General features: G+C 43.3%; 12 protein-coding genes. 2 read left to right on the forward strand and 10 right to left on the reverse strand.

All coding sequences use genetic code 11. The features are described from left to right. Window positions 1-216 precede the first annotated feature (216 nt). Complete coding sequence (locus NLX73_RS22930; RefSeq protein WP_254327448.1) at window positions 217-792, forward strand: NAD(P)H oxidoreductase; 576 nt, start codon at window positions 217-219, stop codon at window positions 790-792. A 273-nt stretch (window positions 793-1,065) separates the two neighbouring features. On the opposite strand, the gene NLX73_RS22935 is transcribed toward NLX73_RS22930, so the two are convergent. The 4 genes from NLX73_RS22935 to NLX73_RS22950 all read right to left on the reverse strand — a co-directional run bounded on the left by NLX73_RS22935 (window position 1,066) and on the right by NLX73_RS22950 (window position 4,695). Further along, window positions 1,066-2,073 (reverse strand): FecCD family ABC transporter permease, encoded by a 1,008-nt coding sequence (locus NLX73_RS22935; protein WP_254327449.1) that lies wholly within the window; start codon window positions 2,071-2,073, stop codon window positions 1,066-1,068. After that, a complete protein-coding gene (locus NLX73_RS22940) occupies window positions 2,070-3,095 on the reverse strand; it encodes a FecCD family ABC transporter permease (RefSeq protein ID WP_190299240.1) in 1,026 nt (341 codons plus the stop codon). Before NLX73_RS22940 ends, NLX73_RS22935 begins: the two co-directional genes overlap by 4 nt. 33 nt (window positions 3,096-3,128) lie before the next feature. Continuing rightward, a complete protein-coding gene (locus NLX73_RS22945; protein WP_254327450.1) occupies window positions 3,129-4,112 on the reverse strand; it encodes an ABC transporter substrate-binding protein in 984 nt (327 codons plus the stop codon). A 133-nt stretch (window positions 4,113-4,245) separates the two neighbouring features. Continuing rightward, on the reverse strand, window positions 4,246-4,695 hold the full coding sequence (locus tag NLX73_RS22950) for an Imm63 family immunity protein (RefSeq protein WP_190299238.1): 450 nt from the start codon (window positions 4,693-4,695) through the stop codon (window positions 4,246-4,248). Window positions 4,696-4,874: 179 nt separating this feature from the next. Here NLX73_RS22950 and NLX73_RS22955 point away from each other — a divergent pair, with 179 nt between their 5' ends. Then, on the forward strand, window positions 4,875-5,306 hold the full coding sequence (locus tag NLX73_RS22955) for a hypothetical protein (protein WP_254327451.1): 432 nt from the start codon (window positions 4,875-4,877) through the stop codon (window positions 5,304-5,306). Window positions 5,307-5,351: 45 nt separating this feature from the next. Here the strand turns inward: NLX73_RS22955 and NLX73_RS22960 are convergent, their stop codons facing one another. From NLX73_RS22960 to NLX73_RS22985, 6 genes are all read right to left on the reverse strand, one after another. After that, window positions 5,352-6,272, reverse strand: a complete 921-nt coding sequence (locus tag NLX73_RS22960) for an aminoglycoside phosphotransferase family protein (protein ID WP_254327452.1) — start codon at window positions 6,270-6,272, stop codon at window positions 5,352-5,354. A 190-nt stretch (window positions 6,273-6,462) separates the two neighbouring features. After that, entirely contained in the window at window positions 6,463-8,484 is a 2,022-nt protein-coding gene (locus NLX73_RS22965) for an NAD(P)/FAD-dependent oxidoreductase (RefSeq protein ID WP_254327453.1), read from the reverse strand. Window positions 8,485-8,895: 411 nt separating this feature from the next. After that, window positions 8,896-9,771 (reverse strand): N-carbamoylputrescine amidase, encoded by an 876-nt coding sequence (gene aguB, locus NLX73_RS22970; protein WP_025721082.1) that lies wholly within the window; start codon window positions 9,769-9,771, stop codon window positions 8,896-8,898. A gap of 29 nt (window positions 9,772-9,800) precedes the next feature. Beyond that, window positions 9,801-10,832, reverse strand: a complete 1,032-nt coding sequence (locus tag NLX73_RS22975; RefSeq protein ID WP_250261441.1) for an agmatine deiminase family protein — start codon at window positions 10,830-10,832, stop codon at window positions 9,801-9,803. Window positions 10,833-10,950: 118 nt separating this feature from the next. Next, window positions 10,951-11,502: a phosphodiesterase gene (gene yfcE, locus NLX73_RS22980; protein WP_254327454.1), complete on the reverse strand. Its 552-nt coding sequence runs from the start codon at window positions 11,500-11,502 to the stop codon at window positions 10,951-10,953. Between the two features lie 49 nt (window positions 11,503-11,551). Continuing rightward, window positions 11,552-12,184: a sugar O-acetyltransferase gene (locus NLX73_RS22985; protein WP_302055535.1), complete on the reverse strand. Its 633-nt coding sequence runs from the start codon at window positions 12,182-12,184 to the stop codon at window positions 11,552-11,554. Window positions 12,185-12,193: the final 9 nt, after the last annotated feature.

The following is a 12,193-nucleotide window of genomic DNA, read 5'->3' on the forward strand; positions in this document are numbered from 1 at the left end:
AAGGCTTCGTTTGCTCAGAACAACCCATCACTTCAATTCATTACTCAGATCAGTTTCTAGGGAATCTACCTAGGGCACTTCCATGTTCCTATGGCACCTGTATCATCCTATAGAACTTAGAAGTGCGTACTTCCAGATTATTTTCCTACTGTATATAATAGCATCAAGCATTGAGCATTCCTAGAAGTAAGCTATTGAGAAAGGTAGTGAAGAAGCATGAAAGTATTAACCGTTGTTTCACACCCGAGAAAAGATTCCTTGACCTTTAAGGTTGCTGATCGTTTCGTACAGGGTCTTGCCGATGCAGGCCACGATTATGAGATATTGGATTTGCATGGGATTAGTTTTGATCCTATTTTAAAAGGAGTAGATGAACCGGATTTGACAGTTGCGGAACAGTCCTTTTCCCCTGAAGTAGAAATGGAAATGAGGCGGATGAAGGAGCATGATGCAGTGGCATTTATTTTTCCTCTTTGGTGGTGGAATTTGCCAGCTATGCTGAAGGGTTATATTGACCGCGTATGGAACAATGGGTTTGCGTACGGTTCGAATTACCTGCATCATCAGCATGTCTTGTGGATTGGCTTGGCCGGAGTTTCGAAGGAACAGATGAAAAAGCGTAAGTATGATGAAATGATTACTCATTTGCTGAATGTGGGAATTGCAGATTATTGCGGGGTTTCCAATTCCAAGGTTGAATTCTTATATGAGACCCTGAGTTCAAATTCCGGTCATTTTGAAATGCTGCTGGGCCAAGCTTATCACTTGGGTTTGAATTATGCCAAGGATTAGGCTTTAAGTAGGCTGAGTTTGAACAATCGTGACAACTTATTGGCCCAACGTATCAAAACTCCTACAATGATAATGGTTTCCTACAATAATTGTTCAGCTTTATAGCAAATCAATTTTTTACAATCCCCACCTTCAACAAGAAGGCCGGAAATCCTAACAGAATGTGAGAAAGAATTGTTTTTCCACAAGGAGACCTAAGTAGTAACAAAAAAAGATACTAACCTAGCCATTTTTTCTATGGACATGGGTTAGCGTCTTTTCATTTATCTGCATTTAACTGGCTTTCGACAGCAAGTAAAGGAAATAAGGGGTGACCAGTATGGTGATAATAATTCCGGTTGGAATATCTGCCCCAAAACTAATTGTCCGAGTAAGTGTGTCAGCAATCAAAATGACGAGTGCACCAACGAATGCCGTCGTAGGTAGCAATAGCTTATGATTGGGCCCTACTAGCTTGCGCGCTAGATGGGGGCTGACCATGCCTACAAAAAAGAAATTTCCGCCAAGTGCCACGCTACCAGAAGCAAGCGCAACGGCAGCAATCGTCAAGCCGATAAACTCCCTTTTAATTGCTACGCCGAGGCCCGATGCTGTCTGATTCCCCAAATTCAACGTATTGAGTGTGTTAGACCTGTAAAAAACGTAAAAACAGATGATAAGCACCCACGGGAGCAGCACCATAATATAGCTCCAGTCGTCCCCCCACAGGTCTCCAGCCTGCCATCTCAAAGCAAAGTCATACTGTTGCTTGTCGAGCCGGAGTGTCAACATCAGAGATAATGCGCTGTAGCCACTGCCCATAGCGACACCAGTTAAAATTAAGCCTGTAGGCGAGATGTCTCTTCCCCGCCTGAAAGCAAACATAAAAATCATAAATGCTGCCGTAAGGCCGCCTGCAAAAGCCAGCCCAGGAAGAAGAATAGGCGATAGCAATCCTTCACTAGCGAACAACGTAATATACATAAGTACAAATAACCCTGAGCCTGAGCTGATGCCGAGTGTTCCCGGACTGGCCATGTCGTTTTTGAGCAAGCTTTGCATAATACAGCCTGATATCCCCATGCCAATACCTACCAATATAGAAAGCACAATACGTGGCAGTCGAAAGTCAAACACGATTAGGTTCTGTTTGCTCGTTCCTTCGCCAATGATAACCTTGAAAACTTCGAATGGAGTTAGGTTCATTTTCCCAACATTCATACTAAGTACAGCCACTAGCAGCGTCAGCACTACTAACAGTAGAATAATGCTAATCCCCCTGGTATTACGGGACAGTTTCAACTAAACTCCCTCCTCTGCTTGCGCACAAGGTAGAGAAAATAGGGTACGCCCACCAAGGCAAAAATAATGCCAAGGGGTGTTTCGTGGGGACGATTGATCAGACGTCCGAGTAAATCCGCCGCCAACAGAAAGACTGCTCCATACAAAGCTGAGGCCGGGATAATATACCGATAATCCGTTCCGACCAGATGGCGCATAATGTGTGGCACGATCAAACCAACAAAGCCAACAGGGCCGACCACAATAACCGATAACCCCGTTAGAATTAATACAATTAAGGTTGAAAACAGCTTAATCCTGTTTGCACGAATACCCAAGCCTGATGCCACATCCTCCCCGAAGCTCAGAATCGTAATCGAGGGAGAAAGCGCGATGGCACAGACCAAACCCACTACAAACAGTGGCGCAATGAAAGCTAATTCACCCCACTTGGCACTGGCTGTACCACCAGCAGACCAATAATCAAGGGCTTGGCCAATCTCATACTTAATAGCGATAAACGTACTAAATGCACCAAAAAGCATAGAAATAGACATTCCTGCCAGCACCAGTCGCTGAGGCGTCATTCCTCGCTTGCCTATAGAGGCGATGTAATACGTAATGCCTGTAGTGATTGCTGCACCTAGGCAAGAATACAACATGGTTTCCCCGTAGGTGCGACCAGGCAAAAAGGCCATACATAACGCAATAGCAAATGTCGAGCCTGAACTTATACCAATGAGTCCCGAATCCGCTAGTGGATTGCGAGTGGTTCCCTGCATAATCGCCCCACACACAGCCAAGCTACACCCTACAATGATATCTGCCACGGTGCGTGGAAACCGCAAGGTGTGAATAATCTGATGTTCCGTAATGTTGGGATCAAACTGAAATATAGCCCCCCACGCCAGCTTCAAGCTCATTTCCGCAGCACCAAAGGTAATAGATGCTGCGGTAACCACCAGGAGCAGGAACACGCCCACGATCATGTAGCTTACAAAATGAAATATTCCTTTTTTATTTGGTTCTTTGTGAGTAGACATCGATTACACCCTTAGTTGGTCAATTATGCATCGTTACTTAGTCTGTTCCAGCAATTTGCTAATAATATAATCTAGCTGTCCCGTCATACTTGCAACGTCCGAATAATAGAACAGTCCTGCATATTTCGCTGGAATTTCGATGATATGTCCGTTTTTCACGGCTGGAATACTGCTCCAGATTTTTGTCTTCGCATATTCAGATTCCTTGCCTTCCTGCTTAAACCAAAGGACATAATCTCCAAAGTATTCAGCAGCTACCTCGTAGGATAAAGAACCCCGACTCTCTCCGGAATTTTTAACCAATGTGTTGAGCTTTTCCGGTTTGTGAAGTCCCAGATAATTGTAAAGCAACGTTCCTCCACGTGAGCCTGTTTCATAATATATTCCGTAAGAGCCACTGCCCCAATCCTCGAAAATGCTAAACGTTTTGTCCTTGAATATGTCGGAATTTAGTTTTTCTTTGGCCTGACTCAGCTTGCTTTCAAACAGTGAAATCACTTTGTCTGCTTCTGCTTCATGTCCCGTGGCCTGACCAAGAAATTTCAAACGTTCTAGGGAGGTCATTTTATCCTCAGGTATCACAAGAACAGGCGCAATTTTAGACAGCTTATCATAATCCTTTGTATCATATGTAATAATGAGATCAGGATCATACTTCATAATTTCCTCAGTTTCCCACTTTTCAATATTGGGAATGTCGTTAAACTTATCGTAAAAAGGCATTGTTTCTTGTTTCCAGCCCATTACTGCCGCTGGCTTAATCCCTAGTGTAAATACATCGCCAACATACCAGTTCACGACTACCCGTTGAGGATTAGCGGGCACCTTCACGTCTCCTTTTACCGTAGAGACTGTACGCGTATCAGAATCACTGCTTACCTCTTCCTTCGCGGACGACGCGGGTTTAGCAGATGAATCAGAGGAACTGCCAGCATTCCCACAACCTGAAATAACGAAAATCATTACAAACAGTGCACATAAAATCATGTGAAACCTCTTGTTCATCATACGATGCATGTTGAAAATCTCCTTTGAAATATAGTAAGTGCAAAACATACTTAAAATTAGTGATATTGATAATCATTATCAATAATATAAAAGTGTAAATTTTACCTCACTGATTGTCAACTGTTTCTTTAAGTTTTTTGTTTTACTTTAATGGGTTCTCCAGTGCTCCCCTTCGATTCGCATCATGCCATTCCTGATAGATTCCTCCAATTTCATAAAATGCTTTGTTCATTACAGTTGTCAGCTCCTTCGTGATCTCCTTGGTATATTTTAAATGAGTATTTATGTTATCCACTTTATATTTGCGAAGCAGATTTAGATGAGCAATGATGTAAATCGTATCTTCGATGATCCAATAAATCACATCCTCTACATCTTTCGTAAGCTTGTTTAGCATCTGCATGCCTCTTTCGTACATCTGGAGCGTATACCCCCGCTTGCCAACTTGCACATACGGACTAAGATCATCATAAAAATCCGTACGGAAGGGTCGTCTTACGTATTGCTCATACTGCTCTTCATATATCGAAGTTTGTTCAAGCAGTTTAATAGTCATATCTATGATTTCTTGTTCGCTATATATATTTTTCATCAGATTTTCCCTTCCCTTTCTTTACTAAATAAATTCATGTCATAGTCAGTTTAGATCACAAGTGATGCAATAAGAAGCCAAACTCTCTTTTTACCAACCATTAACAATTTTGTTTGAAGCAAACGATAATTAGAATAGAGGGTTTACCCTCAATATATCCAACTGAAGGAGACAGGCGAATGAATAGAGTATGGACGAAAGCATCGGCTATTCTATTGGTAGTGATATCCCTGATGTTCAATGGAACGTACGCGCTCGCAGCTTCAGCAACATCAACGTATATCGTTACGTTTCAACAAGCAACCTTGGTATCCAACGATCACGTAGGCAACAAATGGGCCATTGCTGCCCAGGTGGCGGGCCAATCCATTAGTGAAGGCAACAGCGTAAAGGTAAAGGTCAAATCAGGGGGCAGCATTAAGCTGTATGCGTATGCCGAGGAACAAGACAAAATTCCTGATGAAGGTGAAGCCACCAAGAATGTAAAGGTCTCCTCTGTTTCTGCCAAAGGTTCTACCGTTAAGCTAAGAGTGACGGTTACTGAAAACCGTGGACGTTACTCAGGTCATCAAGCCGTTTGGGAATTTACGTATAAGATTAAGAAACAATAATAGAAAAAATAGACCGTCACTCCTAGGAGGGCCCGGTCTTCACTTTTACAAGTCGCGGTAACTGGGCACATACCATTTCGGTATATAGGTTTGAAAGTAATCATACGCTTCCAAAACCTCTTCAGCTCGTTGCACCATATCGTCTACCTCTTTTTTGCCAAATGGAATGGCCCAGTGAACCGATGAAAGCTGATTGCTTGCAATATACAGAGCCATTAATCTAAAAAATAAATCAGGTACATGGTTATTAAAATAACCGTGGATACGGCCCGAAGCGAATAAAGGACTTAACGCTGCACACCAGGTAATTCTATTGAATTCCTCCCAAGGATCACCATAATCCACTCTATTAAAATCGATGATACCCAGTTCACCGGATGGGGTAATCACCATATTGCCCACATGATAATCCCCATGCTGAAAAGTCTGGGGACGATTTTCTAATAGCTGACGATTTTGCTCAATAAAGCTTATGGCTTGATCTGCTCCCTTTAGAGGAATACCGCATGACTTATAGTTTGTAATATATCTGTTTATTTTGCCATTATAATGTTCAGCCCATGGAACTCGATCTTGCTCCGCATGAATCTCATGCATTTTTTTCAATGCATCTCCTGCTTGAACCCCGAGTTGATACTGTTGTGCTGCGGTCAACGTAGGGATACTCTCTTCAGCATCTTTCCCTTCGATCCAGGTGAACAGGGAATATACAGATTGACCATCATGACAAATCCCAAATTCAAGCGGCCGGGACATGAACAGATTCTCCACGTGGTTCAGCTTTGTTACAGCTTCAAACTCGCGTTTCTTTTTATCATAATGAACCATATCCGCTATTCTTAGCAGCAAGTCCCTACCGTCAGTGGTTTGAATATAATATTTTTTGTCACTGGACCAGCCTCTATGAATTTCTTCCACGTGGCTCCACCTGCTGGCACCCGGTATTTCACTAAAGAGTTGATTCACGCTCATCCCCCCACGTTAAAATAGCCTTACTTACTATATATGCTTTCCATAGTTTACCTTTGAAATGACAGAGGAATCAATCTCCTTCTAGGAAAAACTCAAATAAAAAAGGCTGAAAAGACAAGCCGTCTCTTCAACCTCAATATTCACTGAGTTGCCATCGTGAACACCCATCACTTGTATTGTCAAATCAGCAAGAATAAGAAAACTCATGTTTAAATTCGTCTACCCGTTGAATGGTTTTCAGAATATTTCGACCTTCACGTGTGCCATCAATAATACGACGAGCTTGTTTACTATCCCCGATATTAATAACTTCTACTTGATGTTCTTTACCATATTCGAGCAAGCTGTCCATCAGTGGACTGTGTGAACGCATACCCAAGCATACGAATCCAAGATCAAAAGGAATTTCAAACTCCTGTTTTCCATGCTTTACTTTGAAGCGGTCGCTACACACTTCTGTCAATGCTGTTTCCGTATGGACGTTCACTTCCCGCTCCTCTACCATTTTCATCATGGAAATCCGAGTAATCATATCCAGATCTTTACCCAGTAACGGCATCATCTCAATAATAGTAACCTCTTGTGCTCCACGCTCTGCATAATATTCGACGACATCCAGTCCCACGGCTCCGCCGCCAACTACAGCAATGCGTTTACCTTCAAATTCCTGGAATTTCTCCATGTTGTGCAAAAGATCAAAGATGGAGAACACTTTTGTACCTGGTTTACCCAGTTGCTCATGTAAACCTGCAATGGGCGGAAGAAGTGGTGTGGCCCCCGTCGCATTGACAATAATATCAGGATTCAGAGCACTAATCATCGCCAAATCGGCTCGGGCCCCTGTTACAATGTTCAGATTGGTTAACTGTTTGGTGCGCTGAATCAGATAATCAGGGAAATCATTGATGCGTGTTTTGTCTGGCAGGCGGGCAATATCACGAGCCAAGCCGCCCAACCCTGGTTTTTCCTCAAAGAGGGTTACTTTACAGCCTACTTCGGCTGCCGTACATGCAGCTTCCATACCAGCGGTTCCACCACCAATAACAACAACCTGAACATTGTTCTTAACTCGTTGTTTCCGGTATTCAGCTTCTTTGAACAGATCCGGATTTACCGTACAGCAAATTGGTTTACTTTTGGAGATACGATGATCCGCACAACCAATGTTGCAAGAGATACATTTTCTAAGCAAATGTTCGTAGCCGTTCTGCACTTTAAGCACCCAGTTCGGTTCTGCAATCAAGCCTCTACCCATTGCCAGAAGATCAGCGTCACCTCTCTCCAAAATATCCTGCGCAACCTGTGGGCTCCGAATATTACCTGAGGTCATCGTGACCTTCCCGAATTTTTCTTTGACCGCTTTGGCCATATAAGAGCGCCAACCATCTGGCAAGTTCATCCCGTCAATCTGGAACTGGATGGAATCATTCAGAGCAGCAGAAACGTTCAGAATATCTACCTCATCATTAAGATACTCCAATAACTCGAGTGTATCTTCCAGTGTGTTCCCACCTTCTGTGAACTCTTCCGCGCTAAATCGTAAGCAAATAGGGAAAAATGGGCCCACCACTGAACGAATTTCATCAATGACTAATCTGGCAAAACGGGTACGGTTTTCTGCGCTGCCGCCAAATTCATCCGTGCGTTTATTATACATCGGCGAAAGAAACTGACTCAGCAAGTAGGAGTGTCCCGCATGAATTTCAACACAGTCAAATCCTGCTCGTTGCGCTCTTCCCGCTGCTTCTCCGTATTTGCGCACAATGGCGTAAATTTCTTCTTTTTGCAAAGGTCTTGGAATCACTCCGCCCTTTTTAGAAGGAATATTCGAAGAAGATACAGGCTGAACTCCGTTCAGTCGTCCCGCATAAGCTGAAGCACCCGCATGGTTAATTTGTACAGAAACACAAGCTCCATAAGAGTGCAGGGCTTCTGTTAATCTAAATAGTCCGGGAATAAACTGATCGTTATCCATACGCAACTGGGTTGTTCCGTTCGTACCCATCGGGAAATCCAGACAAACATTTTCTACTGTTATCAAGCCGGTACCACCTTTGGCCCGTTGCACGTAATAGTCAATATGATCCTGAACAAAGCTTCCGTCCATGGCAGCAAAGTTAGTTCCCATCGGGGGCATAACAATCCGATTTTTCAAGGTCATTCGTCGTATGGTTAGAGGTTCAAAGATAGCAGGATAGTGGTTCATTGTTCTTCCTCCTTGCGAGTTTACAAATTTCATGTTCAAGCTTCCATTAAAGCATTCTCATATGTGATTTTTTTCACTTTTGGGAATATCGAGATATTATTGAGTACGATCATTCCTTATGGTTTGATTTTATATCATCTAATTCATAAATTCTAATGCTATTTTATGTAGTGAATCATAGTTTCAGTCTATAGATTAACTGGATTAAGACATAAAAAAGGAACAAACCTGTGAGGAATGTCCCTTTTGTGTGAAAAAAATCATGCTAATATTCCGAACCGCCTACCGATCTGTTCTTTTGAAATCGTTGGGTACACGCTCCAAAATCCCCTGCCCGAAAAGCCGGGTGAGTCCAATGAAAGGAAACACCTCAGCTTGACGTCAAGGGAGACTTGTCTATCCGTATACAGATTATACTTTTAAATCACCATCATAGGTGGCAATCATATTGTACAGTTCAGGACGACGGTCACGGAAAATGCCCCATTCAATCCGTCCTACTTCCAGCTCATCCAGATCAAATTCAGCAGTAAGCACTTCCTCATCGGTACGACCCGCTTCTGCGATCTTGTTACCTTGATGTCCGGCAATAAAGGAAGAACCGTAGAATGTAATACTGGAGTCCTCGTCCGTTTCAGTTCCGATCCGATTGGAAGCAATGACTGGAATCAGATTGGAAGCCGCATGACCCAGCATGCAGGTCTGCCAGTGATCTTTGGAATCAATGGCAGAGTCCTGCGGTTCCGAGCCAATAGCTGTCGGATAGAACAAAAGTTCTGCGCCCATGAGCGCCATACAGCGGGCCGCCTCAGGGTACCATTGATCCCAGCACACGCCTACCCCGATTTTGGCATAACGTGTATTCCATACTTTAAAACCGGTATCGCCCGGATTAAAATAAAATTTTTCCTCATACCCAGGACCGTCAGGAATATGGCTTTTGCGGTATTTACCCAACACTTCACCGTCTGCGTCAATGACAGCAAGACTGTTGTAGCGCGCGTAGTTTTTCTTTTCATAAAAACTGATGGGCAGCACAACCTGTAATTCTTTGGCGATCTTCTTAAAATGGTTAACCGCCTTGTTGTGCTCCAGCTCAGTTGCATATGAATAATAATCAGACTTTTCCTTCTGACAGAAATATGGAGTCTCGAACAACTCCTGCAGCAAAATAATTTGTGCGCCCTGCGCAGCCGCTTCACGTACTAGCTTCTCTGCTTTACTAATATTTTCTTCGATATTGGTAGAGCAGCTCATTTGAGTTGCTGCCACTTTTACTTTTCTCACGTTAGTCCTCCTTTTAGATGTTGTATCGTTCAACGATTTACAGCAGGCATCTGCTGGGTCGTACAGTGTACGTTACCGCCTTCACGGATGACCGCCATACCGTCTACAGTACGAATGGTGCGATCTGGAAATACATTTGCCAGCACTTGCTCAGCTGCAAGATCGCTCTTAGCGGCAGTACCGCCAAACACCGGCAAAATAATGCCGCCATTCACAAAGTAGAAGTTAATATAGCTCAGTGTCAATCGGCTATCTTCATAATCCACGCGCGGTGGCTGACCGATCCGAATCACTTCCAGCTTACGGCCTTGGGCATCCGTTGCTTGCTCCAAAATACGCAGATTTTCCTGCGTGATTTCGTAATTTTCATCCTCAGGATCATCACATACTTGCATAATGACCTTGCCAGGAGCTGCAAAGCAAGCAATATTGTCCACATGACCATCTGTTTCGTCGCCACTAAGACCACGTTTTAGCCATATTATTTTCTCGACACCTGTATACTCACATACATACCGTTCAATTTCTTCTCTGCTTAATTCCGGATTTCGGTTGGGATTGAGCAAACACTCTTCGGTTGTAATCAGTGTGCCTTCGCCGTCTACGTGCAATGAGCCGCCTTCCATCACCAGCGGTGCATCAAACCGTGGAACTCCAAGTTGGTCCAAAATTTGCGGCGCAACCTGGTCATCTAGATCCCATGGAGCGTATTTGCCGCCCCAGGCGTTAAACTTCCAGTTTACACCTGCCAATTGACCATGCTCGTCTGTGAGAAAAGTAGGGCCGTTGTCACGCAGCCACGCATCGCTGTGCTCAATCGGCAGCAGTTCTACCCGTTCCCCAAGTTCAAGCGCCTTAACGCTCTCCAGATCATCCGGATTTACGACCACAGTAACTGGTTCAAATTCCGCCATTGCGCGTACAATTCCGGCATACCCCTTGCATACATCGCCATGCATATCTGGGTAAACCATTGAAGATTTTACAGGCCAAGAAATATACGTGCGTTCATGTGGCGCCCATTCAGGTGGCATCTTATAATGTGAATCCTTAATTTGCATGTATTGAAGCTCTCTTTCTTTTTCATAATGTAGACTCCGCTCCTATCATACAATAATATGATCTTTGTCTCAATCGAAGCGGAAAAGTTTTAATAATTTACATTTACATTGGAATAAATTACTTTGAAAACGTGATTGCTTTCACCGTATTCCCATCAAAATCCTTCACAGTGAATTGTGCTCCCTCCAGCACACCGTAAGAGGATGAATAGTTTTCTTTTGGCAGCGAGATCGAACCGGGGTTCAGTATAAAGACCCCATTTTCCACATCCGCTACCGGAATATGAGTATGTCCCTGGATGAACACATCTCCCGCTTCCAGTGGTGGTAAATTTCCGATACTAAAGCCATGTCCGTGCGTGACATAGATTCGCCGTCCTTCATGGTGCAACAAAGCATAATCACCCATCATAGGAAACTCCAGTAGCATCTGGTCCACCTCTGCATCACAATTTCCGCGCACAGAAACCGCAATATGGGACTTGTACTTATTCAGCAGAGCTGCCACTTCTGCCGGATTATACCCTTCTGGTAACGGATTACGTGGTCCGTGGTACATATAATCTCCGAGCAGAATAAGACGATCGGCTTTCTCCTTCCTGTACTTTTCCAGTGCCAATTGCAACCAGTGTAATGAGCCGTGAATATCTGATATAAACATCAATTTCATGATTGTTCTTTCCTTTCTGAATAGGCTAAAAATATTCCACTTAAGCACATTATTGCATTATTCCCTGAACAAATCTGTGCAAAAATGTTCTTTTATTTGGTAACATTCTTTTAAGACAATAAACTACAGCTCCGAGTGAGCTGTAGTTTATTATTAGTTCCCTTTTGTACTTGGTCTTATCACCTTCGGTGATTTTACGGATTACCTTGCATGGGTTTCCAGCAGCGATCACACCAGAAGGTATATCTTTGGTAACAACACTTCCTGCACCGATAATGGAGTTATCGCCTATAGTAACACCAGGCAGAACGCTGACATTACCACCGATCCACACATTATTGCCAACTGTAATAGGAAAAGCAATCTCCAAACCCTCATTATGTTGTTCTACATCAAGAGGATGACCCGCAGTATAAAATCCGCAGTTAGGAGCAATAAACACATGATCACCGAAAACGATTTTTGCCCCATCAAGCATGATCGTATTATGGTTACTATAGAAATTTTCACCTATTTCAATGTTATAGCCATAGTCACACACGAAAGGTTGCTCAATCAAAAATCTATCAGTTGTTTTCCCAAGTAAAGTTTTGATGAGTGTTTCTCGTTCTTCGATATTTCTAGGATGAAGCTGATTATATTCGTGGCAGAGACTTTTGGCGTATAAACGTTCTTCAATCAACTCTTCAGA

Source organism: Paenibacillus sp. CH40, assembly GCF_024213605.1.
Classification (GTDB): Bacteria; Bacillota; Bacilli; order Paenibacillales; family Paenibacillaceae; genus Paenibacillus; species Paenibacillus polymyxa_B.

Coding starts and splice junctions, on each gene's coding strand:
- NLX73_RS22930 (WP_254327448.1), top strand. CDS start 217: ATGAAAGTATTAACCGTTGTTTCACACCCGAGAAAAGATTCCTTGACC.
- NLX73_RS22950 (WP_190299238.1), bottom strand. CDS start 4,695: ATGAAAAATATATATAGCGAACAAGAAATCATAGATATGACTATTAAA.
- NLX73_RS22975 (WP_250261441.1), bottom strand. CDS start 10,832: ATGCAAATTAAGGATTCACATTATAAGATGCCACCTGAATGGGCGCCA.
- NLX73_RS22955 (WP_254327451.1), top strand. CDS start 4,875: ATGAATAGAGTATGGACGAAAGCATCGGCTATTCTATTGGTAGTGATA.
- NLX73_RS22945 (WP_254327450.1), bottom strand. CDS start 4,112: ATGCATCGTATGATGAACAAGAGGTTTCACATGATTTTATGTGCACTG.
- yfcE (WP_254327454.1), bottom strand. CDS start 11,502: ATGAAATTGATGTTTATATCAGATATTCACGGCTCATTACACTGGTTG.
- NLX73_RS22940 (WP_190299240.1), bottom strand. CDS start 3,095: ATGTCTACTCACAAAGAACCAAATAAAAAAGGAATATTTCATTTTGTA.
- NLX73_RS22965 (WP_254327453.1), bottom strand. CDS start 8,484: ATGAACCACTATCCTGCTATCTTTGAACCTCTAACCATACGACGAATG.